At 67.9% G+C, this 20,490-nt stretch carries 17 protein-coding genes; 8 read left to right on the top strand and 9 right to left on the bottom strand.

The genetic code is table 11. The annotated features are described in order from the left end of the window. Window positions 1-17: 17 nt before the first annotated feature. The 4 genes from AB4112_RS06945 to AB4112_RS06930 all read right to left on the bottom strand — a co-directional run bounded on the left by AB4112_RS06945 (window position 18) and on the right by AB4112_RS06930 (window position 5,288). The gene (locus AB4112_RS06945) at window positions 18-2,084 is read right to left on the bottom strand and encodes a calcium-binding protein (protein ID WP_441718074.1); all 2,067 of its coding nucleotides are present in this window, start codon (window positions 2,082-2,084) and stop codon (window positions 18-20) included. A 198-nt stretch (window positions 2,085-2,282) separates the two neighbouring features. Then, window positions 2,283-3,791 (bottom strand): tripartite tricarboxylate transporter permease, encoded by a 1,509-nt coding sequence (locus tag AB4112_RS06940; RefSeq protein WP_441718071.1) that lies wholly within the window; start codon window positions 3,789-3,791, stop codon window positions 2,283-2,285. A 3-nt stretch (window positions 3,792-3,794) separates the two neighbouring features. Beyond that, complete coding sequence (locus tag AB4112_RS06935) at window positions 3,795-4,256, bottom strand: tripartite tricarboxylate transporter TctB family protein (RefSeq protein WP_309792689.1); 462 nt, start codon at window positions 4,254-4,256, stop codon at window positions 3,795-3,797. A gap of 57 nt (window positions 4,257-4,313) precedes the next feature. Next, entirely contained in the window at window positions 4,314-5,288 is a 975-nt protein-coding gene (locus AB4112_RS06930) for a tripartite tricarboxylate transporter substrate binding protein BugD (protein WP_309792690.1), read from the bottom strand. Between the two features lie 91 nt (window positions 5,289-5,379). Between AB4112_RS06930 and nudC the strand changes: the two genes are divergently transcribed. After that, a complete protein-coding gene (gene nudC, locus AB4112_RS06925; RefSeq protein ID WP_441718067.1) occupies window positions 5,380-6,345 on the top strand; it encodes an NAD(+) diphosphatase in 966 nt (321 codons plus the stop codon). 15 nt (window positions 6,346-6,360) lie between these two features. Here nudC and AB4112_RS06920 read toward each other — a convergent pair whose 3' ends face one another. The 3 genes from AB4112_RS06920 to AB4112_RS06910 are packed head-to-tail and all read right to left on the bottom strand — an operon-like array spanning window position 6,361 to window position 8,343. Further along, on the bottom strand, window positions 6,361-6,720 hold the full coding sequence (locus AB4112_RS06920; RefSeq protein ID WP_309792692.1) for a hypothetical protein: 360 nt from the start codon (window positions 6,718-6,720) through the stop codon (window positions 6,361-6,363). Continuing rightward, a complete protein-coding gene (locus AB4112_RS06915) occupies window positions 6,713-7,579 on the bottom strand; it encodes a prephenate dehydratase (RefSeq protein ID WP_309792694.1) in 867 nt (288 codons plus the stop codon). Before AB4112_RS06915 ends, AB4112_RS06920 begins: the two co-directional genes overlap by 8 nt. Beyond that, window positions 7,576-8,343 carry a 3-deoxy-manno-octulosonate cytidylyltransferase gene (locus tag AB4112_RS06910; protein ID WP_441718063.1) on the bottom strand — a complete coding sequence of 256 codons (768 nt, stop codon included), beginning with the start codon at window positions 8,341-8,343 and terminating at the stop codon, window positions 7,576-7,578. The genes AB4112_RS06915 and AB4112_RS06910 overlap by 4 nt, the downstream gene beginning before the upstream one ends. A gap of 193 nt (window positions 8,344-8,536) precedes the next feature. On the opposite strand from AB4112_RS06910, the gene AB4112_RS06905 reads away from it, so the two are divergent. The 6 genes from AB4112_RS06905 to AB4112_RS06880 all read left to right on the top strand — a co-directional run bounded on the left by AB4112_RS06905 (window position 8,537) and on the right by AB4112_RS06880 (window position 16,979). Continuing rightward, on the top strand, window positions 8,537-9,142 hold the full coding sequence (locus AB4112_RS06905) for a c-type cytochrome (protein WP_441718060.1): 606 nt from the start codon (window positions 8,537-8,539) through the stop codon (window positions 9,140-9,142). Between the two features lie 148 nt (window positions 9,143-9,290). Then, on the top strand, window positions 9,291-11,147 hold the full coding sequence (locus tag AB4112_RS06900) for an extracellular solute-binding protein (protein ID WP_441718057.1): 1,857 nt from the start codon (window positions 9,291-9,293) through the stop codon (window positions 11,145-11,147). Window positions 11,148-11,149: 2 nt separating this feature from the next. Further along, window positions 11,150-13,018, top strand: coding sequence for an extracellular solute-binding protein (locus tag AB4112_RS06895; RefSeq protein ID WP_441718325.1), 1,869 nt, complete (start codon window positions 11,150-11,152; stop codon window positions 13,016-13,018). A 58-nt stretch (window positions 13,019-13,076) separates the two neighbouring features. Beyond that, window positions 13,077-14,186 carry a microcin C ABC transporter permease YejB gene (locus tag AB4112_RS06890; RefSeq protein WP_309792698.1) on the top strand — a complete coding sequence of 370 codons (1,110 nt, stop codon included), beginning with the start codon at window positions 13,077-13,079 and terminating at the stop codon, window positions 14,184-14,186. Next, window positions 14,179-15,321 carry an ABC transporter permease gene (locus tag AB4112_RS06885; RefSeq protein WP_374710597.1) on the top strand — a complete coding sequence of 381 codons (1,143 nt, stop codon included), beginning with the start codon at window positions 14,179-14,181 and terminating at the stop codon, window positions 15,319-15,321. Before AB4112_RS06890 ends, AB4112_RS06885 begins: the two co-directional genes overlap by 8 nt. After that, entirely contained in the window at window positions 15,318-16,979 is a 1,662-nt protein-coding gene (locus tag AB4112_RS06880) for an ABC transporter ATP-binding protein (protein WP_441718053.1), read from the top strand. The genes AB4112_RS06885 and AB4112_RS06880 overlap by 4 nt, the downstream gene beginning before the upstream one ends. Window positions 16,980-17,018: 39 nt before the next feature. Here the strand turns inward: AB4112_RS06880 and AB4112_RS06875 are convergent, their stop codons facing one another. Further along, window positions 17,019-17,600, bottom strand: a complete 582-nt coding sequence (locus AB4112_RS06875; protein WP_309792701.1) for a biotin transporter BioY — start codon at window positions 17,598-17,600, stop codon at window positions 17,019-17,021. Window positions 17,601-17,681: 81 nt separating this feature from the next. After that, window positions 17,682-19,457 carry a B12-binding domain-containing radical SAM protein gene (locus AB4112_RS06870; protein ID WP_441718050.1) on the bottom strand — a complete coding sequence of 592 codons (1,776 nt, stop codon included), beginning with the start codon at window positions 19,455-19,457 and terminating at the stop codon, window positions 17,682-17,684. 150 nt (window positions 19,458-19,607) lie between these two features. Between AB4112_RS06870 and AB4112_RS06865 the strand changes: the two genes are divergently transcribed. After that, window positions 19,608-20,381 carry a LamB/YcsF family protein gene (locus AB4112_RS06865; RefSeq protein ID WP_441718047.1) on the top strand — a complete coding sequence of 258 codons (774 nt, stop codon included), beginning with the start codon at window positions 19,608-19,610 and terminating at the stop codon, window positions 20,379-20,381. Window positions 20,382-20,490: the final 109 nt, after the last annotated feature.

Raw genomic sequence — 20,490 nt, 5'->3', positions numbered from 1 at the left:
GGTGAAAGGGTGAAGATCTACAGCACGAGATCCGCTGCGACGAAGGCGATGGCACCAGTGCAGCGGATCTGGAAGTCGGCCGCGCCGTCGCCGTTGACGTCGCCATAGAGGCTGGTGACGCCGCCGGCGGTCACCTCTCGCAGTTGCCCCGCCACATGGCCGAAGGCGGCGGTGCCGATGAAGGCGAAGGCCTGGTTGCCCGCCAGGACGGTGTTGGCATCGATCCCGGCCACGTCGACCCGGTCGCCCTGAGCATGACTGAAATCCGTGATCAGGTCGGACGCGGCGCCGACCAGGCTCTGGCCGACGCTGCCATAGGTGAAGCGGTCCGCCCCGGCGCCGCCGGCCAGCGCGTCCTTGCCGGCCAGGCCGGCGAGGACATCGTTGCCGCCATTGCCGACCAAGGTGTTGTCGCCATTCGACCCCTGCAGCGAATCATTGCCGGCCCCGCCATACGCGCCTTCGATCGAAAGCAGCGTGTCGCCCTGTGCCGTCCCGCCGACCCCGGTGCCGGCGGCCAGGTTGATCGCCACCCCCGCCGCGCTCTCGGAATACATCGCGATGTCGAAGCCGTTGCCGCCGTCGAGGTTGTCGCCCTCGCCGCCGCCGCGGAGAACATCGTTGCCGTCGCCGCCGTGCAGATCGTCGCCGACGCCGCTGCTGTCCCCACCCGTCAGCCGGTCATTGCCGGCATTGCCCTCAAGGGAATTGTAGCCGGCGGCGCCGGTGATGGCATCGTCGCCGGAGCCGGCGCGGTAGAACATCTGGTCGAAGTTGACCGCCCGGGTGCCGTCGCTGCCCGCGGCACCGTTCACGGTGAAGGTGATGCCCAGCGTGGCGGCGGTGCGGTCGATCTCGACCATGTCCATCTCGCCGGTGCCGCCGTCCATCGTGTCCACCCCGGCGCCGGAGACGAGGTAGTCGTCGCCGACCCCACCGCGCAGCGTATCGTTGCCGGCGCCGCCCAGGAGGGCATCGTTGCCGGTGCCCCCGGTGAGCGCGTCGTTGCCCGAGCCGGCGTAGTAGCTGAGCTGCTCGATGTTGCTGACGCTGGACCCGTCGCTGCCGGTCCCGGAGGTTCCGGTCATGGTGAATGTGACCGCCGCGGTCGTGGCCGTGTGGTCGATGAACACCTGGTCGAAGGTGCCAGCACCGCCGTCGACGGTGTCGATCCCGGTGCCGGTGGCGATGTAGTCGTCGCCGCCGCCACCCTTCAGCGTGTCGCTGCCGGTGCCGCCATAAAGGATGTCGTAGGCGTCGCCGCCGGTGATCACGTCGTTGCCGGAACCGGCGAGATACTGCAACGACTCGACATTGACCGCTGTGGTCCCGTCGCTGCCGGTCCCGGTGGTGCCGCTGAGGGTGAAGGTGGCCCCGGCCGTGGCCGTGCGGTGGTCGATAATGAGTGAATCGGCGCCGGCACCGCCGTCGACCGTGTCGGCCCCAAAGCCGGTGAACAGAAAGTCGGTGCCGTCTTCGCCGCGGAGCGTGTCGTCGCCGTCGCCGCCCTTCAGCGTGTCGTTGCTGGCGCCGCCTTCCAGCACGTCGGCGCCGACATCGCCGTTCAACGTGTCGCCGCCGTCGCCGCCGCGGAGGGTGTCGTTGCCGTCGCCACCGAACAGCGTGTCGATGCCGATGCCGCCCTCCGCCGTGTCGTCGCCGTTGCCGCCATAGAGCTTGTCGTTGCCGTCCAGCCCGAACAGCGAGTCGTTGCCGGCGGCGCCGCTGAGCTCGTTGTCCGCCGCCGATCCGGTCAGGCTGTCGCCGAGGGTCGAGCCCCAGATGTTCTCGACATCGCTGCCGACCAGGTCCCCCTGGGCGTCCCCGCCGGCGCCGAAGGCGTTGATCTTCACCGTGACGCCGGCCTGGCTGCCCCAATAGTCGATGGTGTCGATGCCGGCGCCGCCGCTCAGCAGGTCGGCGCTGGTGCCGCCGTAGAGGTAGTCGTTGCCGCCACCGCCGAGGAGCTGGTCGATGCCATCCAGGCCGTAGAGGAAGTCATTGCCGCCGAGGCCACTGATCGAGTCGTCGTCGGGCGTGCCGACGATGGTGTTGTCACCGTTGTCACCGGTCAGGGTCGCCATTGGGTCGTCCCTCAAGGCGCCGGCGTGTCCATCGCTGCCCGATTCCAAGCAATTCGGCGAAAATCCCGATCATCCGGCGAAGGAACGGGAAGCGTGCGGGCAGCCTCGAGTATCGGAGCCCGGCCGCGCCGCGGCAATCCCCTCAATTTGCGGGACCTTGACAAACCATCCAAACGATGGTTCGGGCGGAACGGCGTCCTACCCGGCCTCCTCCTGGAACGCCTCCTCGCGCTTGCGGCGGATCGCCGGGCTGATCATGACCAGCAGCACCAGCGCGGTCAGCACCAGCAGCACCGCGCTGATCGGCCGGGTGGCGAACACCGTCGGGTCGCCGCGCGACAGCAGCATGGCGCGGCGCAGGTTCTCCTCCATCATCGGCCCCAGGATGAAGCCCAGCAGCAGCGGCGCCGGCTCGCAGTCCAGCTTGATCAGGACATAGCCGACCAGGCTGAACACCACGGTCAGGTAGACATCGAACACGTTGTTGCTGAGGCTGTAGACCCCGATGCAGCAGAAGGCGAGGATCGCCGGGTACAGCAGGTGGTACGGCACCTTCAGCAGCCGGACCCAGATGCCGATCAGCGGCAGGTTCAGCACGATCAGGAAGAAGTTGCCGATCCACATCGAGGCAATCAGACCCCAGAACAGGTCCGGCTGCTCGGTCATGACAAGCGGGCCGGGCTGGATGCCCTTGATGATCATGGCGCCGACCATCAACGCCATCACCGGCGTCGGCGGGATGCCCAGCGTCAGCATCGGGATGAACGAGGTCTGCGCCCCGGCGTTGTTGGCGGATTCGGGCCCGGCGACGCCCTCGATCGCGCCCTTGCCGAAGCGCCCCGGCGTCCGCGAGATCTTCTTCTCCAGCGAATAGGCGGCGAAGGAGGACAGGATCGACCCGCCGCCCGGCAGGATGCCGAGGATCGAGCCCAGCGTGGTGCCGCGCAGGATCGGCGCCACCATGGCGCGGAGGTCGGCGCGGGTCGGCATCAGCCCGGTGACCTTGCTGACCATCACCTCGCGCTGATGCTCGTTCTCGAGGTTGCGGATGATCTCGGCGATGCCGAACAGCCCCATCGAAATGGCAACGAAGTTGATGCCCTGGGACAGTTCGGGGATGCCGAAGGTGTAGCGCGCCGTGCCGGTCTCGACATCCTGCCCGACCATGCCGAGCAGCAGGCCGAGCGCGATCATGCCCAGCGCCTTGAGCAGCGAGCCATGGGCCAGCGCCACCGAGGCGACCAGACCGAGCAGCATCAGCGAGAAGTATTCCGCCGGGCCGAACTTCAACGCGATGCCGGCCAGCGGCGGGCCGAACAGCGCGATCAGGAAGGTCGCGACCGTGCCGGCGAAGAACGAGCCGATGGCCGCGGCGGCCAGCGCCGTGCCCGCCCGCCCCTGCCGCGCCATCTGGTAGCCGTCGATCGCGGTCACCACCGAGGCCGATTCCCCCGGCAGGTTGATCAGGATCGCGGTGGTCGAGCCGCCGTATTGCGACCCATAATAGATGCCGGACAGCATGATCAGGGCCGAGATCGGCGGCAGCACGAAGGTCGCCGGCAGCAGCATGGCGATCGTCGCGGTCGGGCCCAGGCCCGGCAGCACCCCGACCAGCGTGCCCAGCAATACCCCGGCGAAGCAGTAGCTGAGATTGGTCAGCGTGAAGGCAACGCTGAAGCCGAGGATCAGGTTGTCGAACAGCTCCATCGTTCAGCTCCCGAACCAGCGGCCGAGGATCTGGATCGGCAGACCCAGGCCCAGCACGAACACGCCGACGCAGAAGGCGGCCAGGCCGACCGCCAGCGCCGCCGCGACCTGCCAGCGGAAATGGACGCTGGCGGCGGCGCTGGTCGCGACCAGGACCAGGATCGCGACCACCAGCCCGCCGCCGCGCAGCAGCAGGCCGAACAGCACCATCGCCCCCAGCACGATGGCGATGCCGCGGAAGGTGAAGCGGCTGACCGCCTCACCTTCCAGCACGAAGGAGCGCAGGAAGGTGATCAGCCCGATCAGGGCCAGGATCCCGGCCAACACGGTCGGGAAGTAGCCGGGCCCCATCTTGACCGCCCGGCCCATGGCGTAGCCCTGGGCCATCCAGCCGAAGCCGGCGGCCAGGGCCAGGAAGATCAGCCCGGACCAGAAGTCCTTGGGGTGGCGGATGGAGAATCGCATCGCGGCTCCTGACTCCGAGGAAAGCCTGATTCCGGGGAAGACGCCGGGCCGGACCGGTCAGTCGGCGTAGATGCCGGCGGCCTGGATCACCGGCTGCCACTTGGCGATCTCGGCCTTGAGATGGGCGTCGAGCGCCGCCGGCGTCGCCTGGTCGAGCGCCACCGGCTCGGTGCCGAGATCGGCGAAGCGGGCGATCACGTTCGGGTCCTGAAGCGCGCCCTGCAGCGCCGCCTGCAGCTTGTCGATGACCGGCTGGGGCGTGCCCTTCGGGGCGTAGAGCCCGTGCCAGATGCCGATCCGGAAATCGGGCAGCCCGGCCTCGGTCGTGGTCGGCACGTCGGGCAGCGACGGCACCCGCTTCTCGCTGGTGACGGCGTAGACCTTGATCTTGCCGGCCTTGATCTGGCTGGTGGTGTTGGTGGTCTGGTCGCACATGAAGTCGAAGACGCCACCCAGCAGGTCGTTCATCGCCGGCCCGGTGCCCTTGTAAGGCACCGTCGTCAGCGGCGTGCCGATCGATGACATGAACAGCATGCCGCAGAGATGCGAGGCCGAGCCGATGCCGGCATTGGCGACGGTGACGGTGTCCTTGTGAGACTTGGCGTACGCGACCAGCTCGGGCATCGACTTGGCCTCGAAGTCGCCGCGGGCGACGAAGGTCATCGGCACGTCGGTGACCAGGCCGATGCCGGCGAAATCCTCGCCCGGCTTGTAGTCGAGGCTGCGGTACAGCGTGGCGCTGGTCGCCTGGCCGATATGGTGCAGCAGCAGGGTGTAGCCGTCGGCGTCCGCCTTGGCCACGCGGCCGGCGCCGATGGTGCCGCCGGCACCGCCGACATTCTCGACGATAACCTGCTGGCCGAGCGTCTTGCTCATCGGGTCGGCGATCAGCCGCGCCACCGTGTCGGTCGGCCCGCCGGCGGCGAACGGCACGATCATGGTGATGACGCGATTCGGATAATCCTGGGCGGCGGTGGGCAGCGCAAACGCCATGGCGGCGAGAACGCCGAGGCCGAGCCGGCGACGGTTCATTGACGTGACCCCCTTCGTGTCGTCACAAGCGGCCGGCTCTTGGAGGCCGGTCCGTGGACTCAATCTAACCCGTCCTTCCGGGATGGCACAGTTGCTTTTCCGGCCCCTGGTGCCGCGGCCGGGCCCGTGCCAGTGTCGCGCCATGCTGCGCCCCAATTTCTACATCCATCCGACGCTCGACCGTGCCGGCCGCTACCGCCGCGACACCGAGTGGATCGCCCGCATCACCGCCAGCGAACAGACGCTGATCGTGCCGGTGTGGCAGGGCCGCAACCTGATCGCCGGCCCGCAGGAGGCGCCGCACGCCGCCTTCCTGCCAGCGACCGTGGAGTGGTGGCGCAGCGCCGCGGCCGAGACCGTGATGCTGGGCGTCCATGGCGACGTCACCTACCTCGCCGTCGATGTCAGCGGCCTGGCCGACCCCGCCGCCGACCCGACGCTCGCCGGCTTCGGCAGCTTCCTCGACCTGCGCGCCGTGGGGCCGCTGCTGCCGCATGACGAGGGCGCCCTGCTGGCCTATGCCCGCGGCATGATGTGGTGGCATTCGCGCCACCGCTTCTGCGGCGTCTGCGGCCATCCCACGGCCAGCAGCGACGCCGGCCATCGCCGCGACTGCACCAATCCGGAGTGCCGCACCCAGCATTTCCCGCGCACCGACCCGGCGGTGATCATGCTGGTGCATGATGGCGACCGGGCGCTGCTGGGCCGCCAGAAGGTCTGGCCGACCGGCATGCATTCGGTGCTGGCCGGCTTCCTCGAGCCCGGCGAGAGCCTGGAGGACACGGTCAAGCGCGAGGTGCTGGAGGAGGCGGGCATCCTGGTCGACGACGTCACCTACCAGTCGAGCCAGCCCTGGCCGTTCCCGCAGTCGCTGATGGTCGGCTTCACCGCCCGTGCCGTGACCACCGATCTCAAGGTCGACCAGGACGAGCTGGAGTCGGCGGCGTGGTTCGACCGTGACTGGCTGCGCACCCATGTCGACGACGAGGCCTTCCGCCTGCCCCGCCGCGACAGCATCGCCCGGCGGCTGCTGGAGGATTGGCTGGCGGAAGGCTGAGGCGGAGCGTCCGCGTCAGCCGATCAGGTGCTGCTGGCTGATGCCCGCCGCATCGAGGATGATCGCTACGGCGATGCCAATCGCGGCCAGCACCAGCCCGGCCAGGAACAGGTTCTTGGCGCGGTTGTAGTTCGCCAGCTGCAGCGACGCGATCGACAGCAGGTCCGCCAGGGCCTTCAGCTGCAGCATGATGCCGGCGACGATCGGCACGACCGGGAAGAGGTCGACCGCGCTCCATCCTGCCGGATTGGTGGCCCAGCGGCTGAGAAAGCTGAGGGAAAAGCCGATGATGATGCCGACCGCGGTGATCGACCCGTTGCGGAAGGCCGGGTCGATCCGGTCCTGGTCCTCGCGCCGGGGCGCGGGGTCAGGCATCCACGGCGGCCTGGCTGGGGTCGCGGCGGAAGGGGTGGGCCGGATAGACGCCGAGGAGGCGGAAGTTGCGGGTGAAGAACTGCAGCTCCTCCAACGCGAAGCGCAGCCCCGAATCATCGGGATGGCCGTCGACATCGGCGTAGAACTGGGTCTGGTTGAAGCGGCCGCCGAGCATGTAGCTCTCGAGCTTGACGATGTTCACGCCATTGGTGGCGAAGCCGCCCAGCGCCTTGTAGAGCGCGGCCGGGACCGACCGCACCTCGAACACGAAGCTGGTCATGACAGGGCCATTATCCGGCTTCGGCCGCACCGGGTCGCGCGACAGCACCACGAAGCGGGTGGTGTTGTGCTCGGCATCCTCGATGTCGGTGGCCAGGATCTCCAGCTTGTAGATCTCCGCCGCCAGCCGGCTGGAGATCGCGGCGATGCCGGGGTCGCCCAGTTCCGACACCATGCGGGCCGCGCCGGCGGTATCGGCATGCACCACCGGCTTCAGGCCATGAACCCGCAGCCACTGCCGGCACTGGCCCAACGCCTGGACATGGCTGTGCACCTCGCGGATGCCGTCCAGGCTGGCCCCGGGCAGCGCCACCAGCTGGTGGTTGATGCGCATGAAGTGCTCACCGACGATGTGCAGGCCCGATTCCGGCAGCAGGTGATGCATGTCGGCGACCCGGCCGGCGATCGAGTTCTCGATCGGGATCATCGCCAGATCGGCTCGGCCGTCATGAACCGCCGCCAGCGCCTCCTCGAAGGACGGGCACGGCACCGTCTGCGCGTTCGGATAGACCTGGCGGGCCGCCATGTCGGAATTGGCCCCCGGCCAGCCCTGGAACGAGATCGTCGGCGCGCGGCTCATCGGGTGGCTCCCGGGTTGGGCTGGGGGGGCGAGAGCAGGCCGCGGGCCCGCTCCAGCTCGTCCTGGGTGTCGACGCCGAGCGGCACGGTGTCGACGATGGCGACGTCGATCCGCATCCCCGCGGTCAGCGCGCGCAGCTGCTCCAGCTTCTCGCGCCGCTCCAGCGCCGAGGGCGGCAGCGTCACATAGCGTTCCAGCGCCGCCCGGCGGTAGGCATAGAGGCCGATATGGTGCAGCAGCGGCCCGTCACCCCAGGGCGCGGTGGTGCGGGTGAAGTAGTAGGCGCGGCCGGTCCGGGCCCCCTCCTCCCGCTCGACGATCGCCTTGACGATCGCAGGGTTGGTCTTCTCCTCCTCGCGCACGATCACCGCGGCCAGCGTGCCGATGTCGACCGCAGGGTCGTCGAGCAGCGCCACCGCCGCCCGCGGCAGGGCCGGGTCGAGCGTCGGCAGGTCGCCCTGGATGTTGATCACGACGTCGTGGCGCCCGTCCGGGTCGATGCTGCGCAGGGCCTGGGCGATGCGGTCGGAGCCGGAGGGCAGGCCCGGGTCGGTCAGCACCGCGATGCCGCCCGCCGCCTCGATCGCCTCGGCGATCGGCCGGTCGCCGCAGGCCACGATCACCGGACCGAGATTCGCGGCCAGCGACCGGCGCCAGACATGGACGATCATCGGCTCGCCATGGATATCGGCGAGCGGCTTGTTCGGCAGGCGGGTCGCGGCCAGGCGCGCGGGAATAACGACGACAGGATTCGAGGCACTCATGGTGTCGCGTCATCCTCTCTTGCCGCGATGACGTCAAGAGATCACGAAAAGGGTGTCGCAGGCGGACATCCACCCCTTGCCAGACCGATTGGAACGACTCTACAAGACCCCGGACCCGCCCGTCGGAATCGCCAGTTCCGGCGGTGTCGTGTGTTCGGCTGGGCTGCAGTCGCGCTTCGGAGTGAGATCCGGCATGGAATTTAATAAGATCTTCGCCGCCGTCCTTCTGGCCGGCATCATCGGAATGGCGACCGGCATCGTCGCCGATATGCTGGTTTCGCCGGAGCCCTTGAAGGAAAACACGTTCAAGGTCGACACCAGCGCGATCGCCAGTGCGGCGCCCGCCGCCGGCCCGGCCGCCGCGGCGATCCCGCCGATCGCGCCCCTGCTGGCAACCGCCGACCCGACCGCGGGCCAGGCGCTGTCCAAGGCCTGCGCCGCCTGCCACACCTTCGACAAGGGTGGCGCCAACAAGGTCGGCCCGAACCAGTGGAACCTGGTCGGCGCCCCGATGGGGCACAAGGACGACTTCAACTACTCCGCCGCCATCAAGAAGAAGCACGAGGAAGGCGCCCACTGGACCTATAAGGAGCTGAACGAGTTCCTCGCCGGCCCGAAGGCGCACATCCCGGGCACGACCATGACCTATGCCGGCATGAAGAGCGAGAAGGACCGGGCCAACCTGATCGCCTGGCTGCGCACCAACGCGGACACCCCGGAGCCGCTGCCGAGCCCGGATGCTGCCGCCCCGGCGGCCCCCGCTGGCGGCGCCGAGCCGGCGCCGAAGAGCGGCGGCTGATCGCCGCAACCCACGCCGAATCGAAGCGGGACCGCCCAGTGCGGTCCCGTTTTCGTTTATGTCTGGCTTTATTCCGACCGCCGAGATTTCCTAGACTCCCGAAGTCGCCCGGCGCTGTCCGGCGCCCGTGATTCGGCAAGGGAGTTTCATGCGTCTCGTCCCCGCCCTCCTGATCGCCCTCACCCTCGCTGCGCCGGTCGCGGCCGGGACGGAGGATCCGGCGGCGAGCCCGGCGCTGGCCCTGTTCGGACAGCCGAAATATCCGGCCGATTTCAACCATTTCGACTATGCCGACCCGGATGCCCCCAAGGGCGGCACCCTGGTGCTGAGCACGGTCGGCAGCTTCGACACGCTCAGCCTGATCCCGATGGAGGGACAGCCGCCGCGGTCGCTGCCGCTGCTGTATGATTCGCTGATGGTCGAGAGCCAGGACGAGCTCGGGGTCTATTACGGCCAGCTGGCCCGGACCGTGACGGTGGCCGACGACGCCTCCTGGGCGGTGTTCGCGCTGCATCCGGAGGCGCGCTGGCATGACGGCGTGCCGGTGACATCAGGGGATGTGGTGTGGAGCTGGGAGACGGTCCGCGACAAGGGCGAGCCGTTCCTGAAGTCCTTCTTCCGCGACGTGACCAGCGCCGAGGCTCTGGACGACCACCGGGTGCGCTTCACCTTCGCCACCCACGACACCAGGAAGCCGATCGGCCAGATCGCGACCGCGCTGCCGATCCTGCCCAAGCACTGGTGGACCGCGAACGGCCGCGACATCACCCGGGGCACGGTCGAGCCGCCGCTGGGCAGCGGCCCCTACCGCATCGCCGCGGTCGACCCCGGCCGGTCGCTGAGCTGGGAGCGCGTGCCCGACTATTGGGGCCGCGACCTGCCGGTGAATCGCGGCCTGTGGAACTTCGACCGCATCCGCTACGACTACTACCGCGACCGCGACGCCGAGTTCGAGGCGTTCAAGGGCGGCAATGCCGACTTCCGGCAGGAATTCACCTCGCTGTTCTGGGCCACCGGCTACGACATTCCGGCGGTACGCGATGGCCGCCTCCTTCGTGCCGAAATTGCCAGCGAGGATCCCCGCGGCATGCAGGGATATTTCCTCAATCTGCGCCGGGCGCCCTTCTCAGACCCCAAGGTCCGCGAGGCGCTGGCCTGGCTCTACGATTTCGAATGGGTGAACAAGACCCTGTTCTCGGGGCTGTACGACCGGCTGACCAGCTATTTCAACGCCGAGGGCTTCCGCTCCTCGGGCGTGCCGGAGGGCCTTGAGAAGGATCTGCTGGAGCCGTTCCGCGGCCAGGTGCCGGACGCGCTGTTCGACACCCCCTTCGCCCTGCCGAAGACCGACGGCAGCGGCACCATGCGCGACAACATCCGCACCGCGCTGCGCCTGTTCAAGGAGGCCGGCTGGGAACAGCGCGACGGGGTGATGGCCAACACCGCCACCGGCGCGCCGATGACGTTCGAGATCCTGTCGAACCAGCCCGTGATCGAACGCGCGACCCAGCCCTTCATCGACCGGCTGCGGCAGGTCGGTATCCAGGCGACGATGCGCACGGTGGATTCGGCGCAGTACCAGACACGGTACCAGGCCTTCGATTTCGACATCATCGCCTTCGCCTACACCTTCTTCCCGCCGCCGGGGACGGAGCTGCGCAACTATTTCGGCTCCGAAGCCGCGGGGATCGACGGCTCGGCCAACCTGATGGGCATCCGCAACCCGGTGGTCGACGCGCTGATCGAGAAGGTCGCCACCGCCCGCGACCTGTCGTCGCTGCAGGCGGCGACGCGCGCGCTGGATCGCGTTCTGCTGTGGAACAGCTACGCCATCCCGCAATGGGGAAAGACCGACGCCTGGATCGCCTACTGGAACCGGTTCGGCCTGCCGGCCAAACAGCCGTCCCACCGGTTCGGCGATGCGAATGGCATCGGCTTTCCCTCGACCTGGTGGATCGATCCGGCGAAAGATGCGGCACTGAGCCGACCAAACGGACAGAGGTAGGGATGATCACGCGGCGCCAATTCTCCATCGGTTCGATGATCACCATGGCGGGGGCCTCCCTGCCGCTGCCGCGCGCCTTCGCCCAGACGGCGGCGGGCGAAGCAGGCTATGGCGCGCCGACCTACTACCTGCCGATGCTCGACCTGAAGGCGGCCTATCCCAAGGACTTCCCGCATTGGAACTATGTCCGCCCCGACGCACCGAAGGGCGGCAAGATCATATTGGGGGTCTTCGGCACTTTCGACACGCTGAACAACCTCACCACCGACGGCACCGAGGCAGCCGGCCTCGGCGCCATCAATGACGCGCTGATCTCCACCAATCTCGATGAACTCGACACCTATTATGTCGATACCGCGGAGGCGCTGGAGGTTTCCTCCGACAAGCTGTCGATCATCCTCACCATGCGCGAGGGCCCGCGCTTCCACGACGGGCACCCGATGACCGCGGAGGATGTCGCGTTCACCCATCAGTTGCTGCGTGAGAAGGGCGCGCTGCGCCTTCGCGCCCGCTTCTACGACGATATGGACGGCATCGAGGCGCTGGACGGCCGCAGGGTCCGGTTCACGGCAAAGACGCTGAAGAATCCGCAGCTGCTCAAGGCCGTCGCCAGTTTCCCGATTCTGCCCAAGCATTGGTGGGAAAGCCGCGACTTCGGCGGCCTGACGATGGAACCGCCACTCGGCAGCGGTGCGTACAAGATCAAATCGGTCGACCCGGGCCGGGCGATCACGCTGGAGCGGGTCGCGGATTACTGGGGCAAGGATCTGCCGCAGAATATCGGCTCGGCCAATTTCGACGAGATCACCTACCAGTACTATCGCGACCAGGACGTTCTGTACGAAGCGTTCAAGTCGGGCGAGTTCGACTTCCTGGCCATCGGCAGGCCCCAGCAATGGGTGACCGGCTTCAAGTCCGTATCAGCGGTCCAGACCGGAGCGCTGAAGCTCGAAGAAATTCCGGATGCGTCGCCGCAGCCCTATCGCGGCCTGATGTTCAATCTACGCCGTCCCTATTTCTCGGATGTGCGGGTCCGGCGGGCGCTGAACTATCTCTATGATTTCGAGACGACGCAGAAGACCAGCTATTACGGGCTGTACAGCCGCATCCACAGTTATTTCCCGAACACGGACTTTTCGTTCAGCGGGCTGCCCGAGGGCCGGGAACTGGAAATCCTGGGCCAGTATCGCGGAAAGATCCCCGACGAGATCTTCACCACCGAGTTCAAGCAGCCGACGACGGATGGCAACGGCAACATCCGCGCCAATATGCGCGCGGCACTGGACCTGCTGAAGCAGGCCGGCTGGGAATCGCGCAACGGCAAGCTGACCAATGCCGCAGGCGAGGCGATGGCGTTTGAGATCGCCTATTTCACGCCGGAGATCGAGAAGACGATCCTACCCTTCGCCGAGAATCTGCGGCGGATCGGAATCCAGCCCTCGCCCCGGCTGCTCGACGTGCCGCAGTTCCGCAACCGCATCAACAATTTCGAATTCGACCTGATGCCGGCCGCCTTCACGCCGTTCTTCCCGCCGGGCGAAGCCCTGCGCGGCGGCTGGAATTCCCGCTACGCCGACCGGCCGGGCGACGAGAATTCGCAGGGGATCAAGGATCCCGTGATCGACGAACTGGTCGAGATGATCATCGCCGCCCAGACCTATGACGAGAAGGCGGCCACCTGCAAAGCCTTCGATCGCTACGCCACCTGGCAGTTCTATTCGATCGCCCTGTACGAGGACCCGGTCAACCGGGTCGGCTATTGGGATGTCTTCGGCCGCCCCGACACGCGCCCCAAAAACGATGTCGGCTTCCCCAGCACCTGGTGGTCCGATGAGAAGAACCCGAAAGCCGCGCGGGGGCAGCGCCGGTGACACGATTCCGTAGCGCACCCCCTCGCCGCCTTGCCCAGTTCCGGGCAGAAGGCTGACCATGCTGGCCTACATCATCCGGCGCCTGCTGCTGATCATCCCGACCCTGTTCGGGATCATGGTCGTCAACTTCGTCATCGTTCAGTTCGCGCCGGGCGGCCCGGTCGAGCAGATGATCGCCCAGATCCAGGGCACCGCCACCGATGCCACCAGCCGCATCAGCGGCGGCGGCAGCGACTTCAACCGCGCGCCCGATAGTTCGCAGCTGGGCGGCGGCGCCGCGGCCAGCAAATACCGCGGCGCCCAGGGGCTGGACCCGAAGTTTATCGCCGAGATCGAGAAGCAGTTCGGCTTCGACAAGCCGCCGCTCGAACGCTTCACCATGATGATGCGCGACTACCTGACCTTCGATTTCGGCCGCAGCTACTTCAAGAGCGCGCGAGTGGTCGACCTCGTCGTCTCCAAGCTGCCGGTGTCGATCTCGTTGGGAGTGTGGACCACGCTGCTGACCTATCTGATCTCGATCCCGCTGGGCATCCGCAAGGCAGTGCGCGACGGGTCGCGCTTCGACATCTGGACCTCCGGCGTGGTCGTCATCGGCTACGCCATCCCCAGCTTCCTGTTCGCCATGCTGCTGATCGTGATGTTTGCCGGCGGCCGCTACTTCGCCTGGTTCCCGCTGCGCGGCCTGGTGTCCGACGGCTGGGCCAGCCTGTCCTGGTGGCAGCTGGTGCTCGACTACCTCTGGCATATGGTGCTGCCGATTACCGCCATGGTCATCGGCGGCTTCGCCACCCTGACCATGCTGACCAAGAACTCCTTCCTCGACGAGATCGGCAAGATGTACGTGCTGACCGCCCGGGCCAAGGGGCTGACCGAGGGCCGGGTGCTGTACGGCCATGTGTTCCGCAACGCCATGCTGATCGTGATCGCCGGCTTCCCCAGCGCCTTCATCGGCGTGCTCTTCACCGGCGCCCTGTTCATCGAGGTGATCTTCTCGCTCGACGGCCTCGGCTACCTCGGCTACGAGGCCGCGATCCAGCGCGACTATCCCGTGGTCTTCGCCACGCTCTACGTCTTCACCCTGCTCGGCCTGGTGATGAAGCTGGTGCAGGACGTAACCTACACGATGATCGACCCGCGGATCGACTTCGAGGCCAGGAATGTCTGAGGCCGCGTTGTCCCACGAAAAGGATTTCGCGCATCCCCGGGTGCTGGGTATCCGGGTGCGGCCGATCACCGCCCGCCGCGTCGCCAATTTCCGCGCCAACCGCCGCGGGCTGATCGCGCTATACCTGTTCCTGGCGCTGTTCCTGGTGACCCTGTTCGCGGAGTTCCTGGCCAACGACCGGCCGCTGCTGGTGAAATATGAGGGTCACTACTTCGCCCCGATCTTCGCCACCTATCCCGAGACGGCGTTCGGCGGCGAGTTCGAGACCGAGGCCGACTATCGCGACCCCTATGTCCGCGACCTGATCAGCGCCAAGGGTTGGGCGGTGTGGCCGCTGATCCCGTTCTCGTACCGCACCATCAACTACGATCTCGGCCAGCCCGCCCCCTCCCCGCCCTCGGCCGTGAACTGGCTGGGCACCGACGACCAGGGCCGCGACGTGCTGGCCCGGCTGATCTACGGCCTGCGCATCTCGATCCTGTTCGGCCTGACCCTGACATTCTTCGCCTCGATCATCGGCATCTTCGCCGGCGCCGTGCAGGGCTATTTCGCCGGCTGGACCGACCTGATCTTCCAGCGGGTGATCGAGATCTGGTCGGGCATGCCGCAGCTGTACCTGCTGATCATCATGTCCTCGATCTTCGTGCCCGGATTCTGGACCCTGCTGATCATCTTCCTGCTGTTCGAGTGGATGAGCCTGGTCAGCGTGGTGCGGGCCGAGTTCCTGCGCGCCCGCAACCTCGACTATGTCCGCGCCGCCCGGGCGCTGGGCCAGCCGGACCGGGTGATCATGTGGAAGCACGTGCTGCCCAACGCGGTGGTGGCGACCATCACCTTCCTGCCCTTCAACCTGACCGGCGGCATCAGCCTGCTGACGGGCCTGGACTTCCTCGGCCTCGGTCTGCCGCCCGGGTCGCCCTCCCTGGGCGAGCTGGTCAGCCAGGGCAAGGCCAACCTGCAGGCGCCGTGGCTGGGCTTCACCGCCTTCTTCTCGCTCGCCATCCTGCTCAGCCTCCTCGTCTTCATCGGCGAGGCGATGCGCGACGCTTTCGACCCACGCAAGGCGATGGCCCCCTCCGCCCCGGCCCCGGCGGCCGCCCCGCCGCCCCTCGACAGCAAGGCCCAGACGCCATGACCGACGCCATCACGTCCGGCGCCCCTGTATCCGGCGAAAGGCTGCTGGAGATCAGCGACCTGGCGGTGGAGTTCCAGGTGCCCGGCGGCGCGGTGCCGGCGGTCCGTGGCGTGTCCCTGCATCTCGACCGCGGCGAGACCCTGGCCCTGGTCGGCGAGAGCGGATCCGGCAAGTCGGTCACCGCCCTGTCGGTGCTGCAGCTGCTGCCCTATCCCAGTGCCCGCCATCCGCGCGGCAGCATCCGCTATCGCGGGCAGGAGCTGCTGGGCGCTCCGGAGAAGGTGCTGCGGACCGTCCGCGGCAACCGCATCGCCATGGTGTTCCAGGAGCCGATGACCTCCTTGAACCCGCTGCACACCATCGAGAAGCAGGTCGGCGAGGTGCTGTCGATCCACAAGGGCATGGGCAAGGCCCAGGCCCGTGCCCGGGTGCTGGAGCTGCTGTCGCTGGTCGGGCTGCCCAACCCGGAGCAGCGGCTGAACGCCTATCCGCATGAGCTGTCGGGCGGGCAAAGGCAGCGGGTGATGATCGCGATGGCGCTGGCCAACGAGCCCGACATCCTGATCGCCGACGAGCCGACCACGGCGCTGGACGTCACCATCCAGGCCCAGATCCTGGAGCTGATGAAGAGCCTGCAGGCCCGCTTCGGCATGGCGCTGCTGCTGATCACCCACGACCTCGGCGTGGTCCGCAAGATGGCGGACCGGGTCTGCGTCATGAACAAGGGCGAGATCGTCGAGCAGGGCGAGACCGAGGCGGTGTTCCGGGCGCCGCAGCACCCCTACACCCAGCGGCTGCTGGCGTCGGAGCCCAAGGGCAACCCGGCGCCGCCCCCGGCCGACGCCCGCACGGTGGTCACGGCCAGCGAGATCAAGGTCTGGTTCCCAATCAAGGCGGGGGTGATGCGCCGGGTGGTCGACCATGTGAAGGCGGTCGACGGCATCGACGTCACCGTGCGCGAGGGCCACACCGTCGGCGTGGTCGGCGAAAGCGGGTCGGGCAAGACCACGCTGGGCCTCGCCTTGCTGCGCCTGATCTCGAGCAAGGGGTCGATCCGCTACGGCGACAAGGAGCTGCAGGGCCTGCAGTTCCGCGACATGCGCCCGCTGCGGCGCGAGATGCAGATCGTGTTCCAGGATCCCTACGGCTCGCTCAGCCCCCGCATGTCGGTGGCCGAGATCATCGAGGAGGGGCTGCAGGTCCATCATATCGGCGGGTCGGCCGCGGAGCGCGAACGGATGATCGTCTCGGCGCTGGAGGAGGTCGGTCTCGACCCGGCCAGCCGGCACCGCTACCCCCATGAGTTCTCCGGCGGCCAGCGCCAGCGCGTGGCCATCGCCCGGGCCATGGTGCTGAAGCCGAAATTCGTGGTGCTGGACGAGCCGACCTCGGCGCTGGACATGTCGGTCCAGGCCCAGATCGTCGACCTGCTGCGCGGGCTGCAGGAGAAGCACCGCCTGGCCTATCTGTTCATCAGCCACGACCTGAAGGTGGTCCGCGCCCTGTCGGACGAGGTGATCGTGATGAAGGCCGGCAAGGTGGTCGAGCACGGGCCGGCGCAGCAGATCTTCGACGCGCCGCAGCACCCCTACACGCAGGCGCTGCTGAAGGCCGCCCTCGAGCTCAAGGCGGCGGACACGCCCGAAGTGGCGAACTGAACCGCTGGGTTCGCGAGAGCGAACCCAGCCTGGGATGGATCAGCCCTGCCGCCCCGCGCGGCGGTGGATGGCGGCGAGGGTGGCGACGCCCAGCGCGGTCTTCAGGGCCGTGCCGAACAGGAACGGCGTAACGCCGGAGTCCAACGCCACGTCGGAGCCGAACAGCGCCGTCAGCCAGGTCGCGCCCAGGGCCAGGATCAGCGCATGGCCGAACAGCAGCGTGGCGGTCGACCGCAGGACGTCGCTGGTCCAGCCGCGTTCGGACAGCCAGCCGATGAGGCCGGCCGCGATCGGAAAGGCGAAGAGATAGCCGGCGGTCGGGCCGACGAAATGCACCGCGCCGCCGGCGCCGCCCGACAGCACCGGCAGGCCGATCGCCGCTTCGGCCAGCCAGGCAAGGACGGTGGCGGCGCCCAGGCGCCAACCGCACAGGGTGCCGACCAGCAGCACCGCGAAGGTCTGCATGTTCATCGGCACCGGGATCATCGGGATCTCGATCCAGGACGACGCGGTCAGCACCAGCGTGCCGACGGCGACCAGCACGGCCTTGGTCGCCAGCGACGCCCCGTGGAGCCGGAACGGAACCAGCGCCGAGGCCGGCAGGGTTTCACGGGAGGACATCGGAAGACTCCGCAGACTCATCATGACGAGACAGCGGCATAGCCGAACGGGGCCGGGTGCACCATCCGGCCCCGTTCGGGGTCAGACCAGCGCGTCCTGCGGCTGCGGCGCCGGCCTCGTGTGCGCCCGGGCAGCCGCCGCCTTGGCGCCCTGGGTCACCGAGAACATCTCCAGCGTGTCGAGCTCATCCTCGGTCACCGGCGTCAAAGCCAGGTCGTGATAGGCCTTGCGGTTCGGGTCGGCCTTGATCTGCCGCCGGATCCGGTTGAAGCGCCACCACAGCCGCAGCAGCGCCCAGTGCTTGGCCACGGTCTCGCCGGCATAGCCGAGATAGAACGGGATAGCCGCCTCGCGCGGCAGGCCGGGGCGGCGGTCGGTGCGTGCCTTGCGGCGGAGATAGCCGCCTTCCAGCGGATGCAGCTTCTCGACCGAGATGCAGCTGTAGAACCACAGCAGCAGGAATAGGATCTTGCCGACGCTGATGCCGGTCGCCGCCGCCCGGCGCATCACCGTCTCCATATGCGCCGGCGAGTAGTAGGTGTCCCAGGCCAGCTGGTAGACCCGTTCCCACTCCGCCCGCGGCATCAGCGGATGGCCGGTGGTGGTGTGGTTCAGATCGTAGCGGTTCATGTCGGCATCCATGGCGATGCCGGACTGGAACAGGTTCTTGTGGTCCTCCGACCCCGGCAGCGGCGTCAGGAAGAAGAATTCCAGCAGGTCGACCGGCAGCTCACGCTGGATGATGCCGATGTCGCGGACGATGGTCTCCGCCGTGTCGGTCGGGAAGCCAAGGATGTAGCCGGCATAGGTCATCGCCCCGATCGACTTCCAGGCCAGCAGCATCTTGCGGTATTCGGTGATCTTGTTCTGCCGCTTCTTGGCGCCGACCAGGCTGTCCGGGTTGATGTTCTCCAGCCCGATGAACACCCGCGTCACCCCGGCCCGCCCCGCCTTCTCGATGAAGTGCGGGATGCGATGGCACATGGTGTCGACCTGGATGATCATGCGGAACGACAGCTTCTCCCGCTCCCGCAGCTCGATCAGCCGGTCGAAGATCGGCTCCCAATCCTTGTTGCGGGCGAAGTTGTCGTCGGTGATGAAGAAACGGCTGATGCCGTTCCGCACATTCTCGCGGATGATCTGTTCGACATCGTCGGGCGACCGGCGGCGCGACTTGCGGCCCTGCACGTTGATGATGGTGCAGAAGGAGCATTGGAACGGGCAGCCGCGACCGGCGTCGAAGCTGGCATGCTGGCCCGCGGTGCGACGCACCCGCGCGATCGGCAGCACCGGCATCGGCACGCCTTCGATGTTCGGCAGGTCGTCCATGAAGTTGTAGAGCGGCTGCAGCCGACCGGCGAAGGCGTCGATCAGCACCGCATCGAGCCGCCCCTCGGCCTCACCGGCGAACAGCGAGATGCCCATCGCCTGGGCGGCCGCCACCTCCGGCTGCAGCCCGGGCAGCATGGCGATGGTGCCGGAGACGTGGAAGCCGCCGATGCCGACCTGGAGACCCGCATCCCGCAGCGGCCGGGCGATGTCGACGGCCCGGGGAAACTGGTTCGACTGGACCCCGACCAGCGCCACCATCCCGGCCCCGGCGCGCCGGATGCGGCGGATGATGGCCTGGGGCCGGACCCGGGTGTTGGTCTCGTCGATCGCGGTGATCGCGATCTCGACATCGGGGCCGAGGATGTGGCGCTCGGCGCAGTCGCGGGCGAGGCCGTACAGCACCGCCAGCGTGTTCGACGGAATCGCCGACCGCAGCCATTGGATGACATAGCCGTCATCGTCGTAATGCGACGGCTTGATCAGAATCAGTTCGAAAATCCGTTTCGCGCTCGTCCCAGCCGCCATATCGGGCGTCCCCCTTTGTGGGTCGTGCTGGACCTGAATACCACGATCCGAGGCCAGAGGGCGACGGCGCGTCCACCGATTGCCGCCGCCGCCGCCGAAGTTCATATAGGGGAGAGGCACCACCGCGATGGCCGTTTCGGGATTCATATGATGGCGAGCGTCGATCTGAACTGCGACATGGGCGAAGGCTTCGGCGCCTGGGAGATGGGCGACGACGCGGCGATGCTGGAGATCGTCACCTCGGCCAATGTCGCCTGCGGCTTCCATGCCGGCGACCCGACGGTGATGCGGCGGACCCTGGTGCTGGCCCGCGACCGGGGCATCGGCGTCGGCGCCCATCCCGGCTTCCTGGACATCTTCGGCTTCGGCCGGCGCGCGATCCAGGGCCAGACGGCGGAGGAGATCGAGGCCCAGACGGTCTACCAGATCGGCGCCATCCAAGGCATGGCCAAGGCCGTCGGCCACCGGGTCACCCACGTCAAGGCGCATGGCGCGCTGAGCAACATGGCGATGGTCGACGACGCCATGGCGCTGGCCATCGGCCGGGCGATCCGGTCGATCGACCCGGCGCTGGCCTACATGGTGCTTCCCGGCACCGCGCTGGAGCGCGCGGCGGTCGAGCTCGGCCTGCCGGTGGTGCGCGAGGTCTTCGCCGACCGCACCTACGAGGATGACGCCACCCTGACCCCCCGCAGGATCGCCGGATCGGTGATCCACGACCCCGACCTGGCGGCCGAGCGGGTGCTGCGCATGGTCGAGGAGCAGGCGATCACCAGCCGCGACGGCAAGCGCATCCCGGTGCCGGTCGACACCGTCTGCGTCCATGGCGACACCCCGGGCGCGGTCGGCATCGCCCGCCGCATCCGCGACCGGCTGGAAGCGGCCGGCATCAGCCTGGTCGCGCTCAAGGACCGGCCGGCGTGAGGCAGACGCCGCCCGGCGGCGCAAAGAATTCGGCTCGATTATTCCAGATGAATCCACATCGCGCCGGCACATGACCCTTGCCGAAAGGGCTCTTGTAACCGAACGTTCA

The sequence above is a fragment of the Inquilinus sp. 2KB_23 genome (assembly GCF_052115705.1).
In the GTDB taxonomy this organism is placed as follows: Bacteria; Pseudomonadota; Alphaproteobacteria; order DSM-16000; family Inquilinaceae; genus Inquilinus; species Inquilinus ginsengisoli_A.
The sequence above is the reverse complement of the archived record's forward strand: the minus strand, read 5'-3'. Positions and strand labels throughout refer to the sequence as shown.

Excerpts from the sequence above, each read along its gene's own strand:
- AB4112_RS06945 (WP_441718074.1), bottom strand. The coding sequence starts at position 2,084 with ATGGCGACCCTGACCGGTGACAACGGTGACAACACCATCGTCGGCACG.
- AB4112_RS06940 (WP_441718071.1), bottom strand. The coding sequence starts at position 3,791 with ATGGAGCTGTTCGACAACCTGATCCTCGGCTTCAGCGTTGCCTTCACG.
- AB4112_RS06935 (WP_309792689.1), bottom strand. The coding sequence starts at position 4,256 with ATGCGATTCTCCATCCGCCACCCCAAGGACTTCTGGTCCGGGCTGATC.
- AB4112_RS06930 (WP_309792690.1), bottom strand. The coding sequence starts at position 5,288 with ATGAACCGTCGCCGGCTCGGCCTCGGCGTTCTCGCCGCCATGGCGTTT.
- AB4112_RS06920 (WP_309792692.1), bottom strand. The coding sequence starts at position 6,720 with ATGCCTGACCCCGCGCCCCGGCGCGAGGACCAGGACCGGATCGACCCG.
- AB4112_RS06915 (WP_309792694.1), bottom strand. The coding sequence starts at position 7,579 with ATGAGCCGCGCGCCGACGATCTCGTTCCAGGGCTGGCCGGGGGCCAAT.
- AB4112_RS06910 (WP_441718063.1), bottom strand. The coding sequence starts at position 8,343 with ATGAGTGCCTCGAATCCTGTCGTCGTTATTCCCGCGCGCCTGGCCGCG.
- AB4112_RS06905 (WP_441718060.1), top strand. The coding sequence starts at position 8,537 with ATGGAATTTAATAAGATCTTCGCCGCCGTCCTTCTGGCCGGCATCATC.
- AB4112_RS06900 (WP_441718057.1), top strand. The coding sequence starts at position 9,291 with ATGCGTCTCGTCCCCGCCCTCCTGATCGCCCTCACCCTCGCTGCGCCG.
- AB4112_RS06895 (WP_441718325.1), top strand. The coding sequence starts at position 11,150 with ATGATCACGCGGCGCCAATTCTCCATCGGTTCGATGATCACCATGGCG.
- AB4112_RS06890 (WP_309792698.1), top strand. The coding sequence starts at position 13,077 with ATGCTGGCCTACATCATCCGGCGCCTGCTGCTGATCATCCCGACCCTG.
- AB4112_RS06885 (WP_374710597.1), top strand. The coding sequence starts at position 14,179 with ATGTCTGAGGCCGCGTTGTCCCACGAAAAGGATTTCGCGCATCCCCGG.
- AB4112_RS06880 (WP_441718053.1), top strand. The coding sequence starts at position 15,318 with ATGACCGACGCCATCACGTCCGGCGCCCCTGTATCCGGCGAAAGGCTG.
- AB4112_RS06875 (WP_309792701.1), bottom strand. The coding sequence starts at position 17,600 with ATGTCCTCCCGTGAAACCCTGCCGGCCTCGGCGCTGGTTCCGTTCCGG.
- AB4112_RS06870 (WP_441718050.1), bottom strand. The coding sequence starts at position 19,457 with ATGGCGGCTGGGACGAGCGCGAAACGGATTTTCGAACTGATTCTGATC.
- AB4112_RS06865 (WP_441718047.1), top strand. The coding sequence starts at position 19,608 with ATGGCGAGCGTCGATCTGAACTGCGACATGGGCGAAGGCTTCGGCGCC.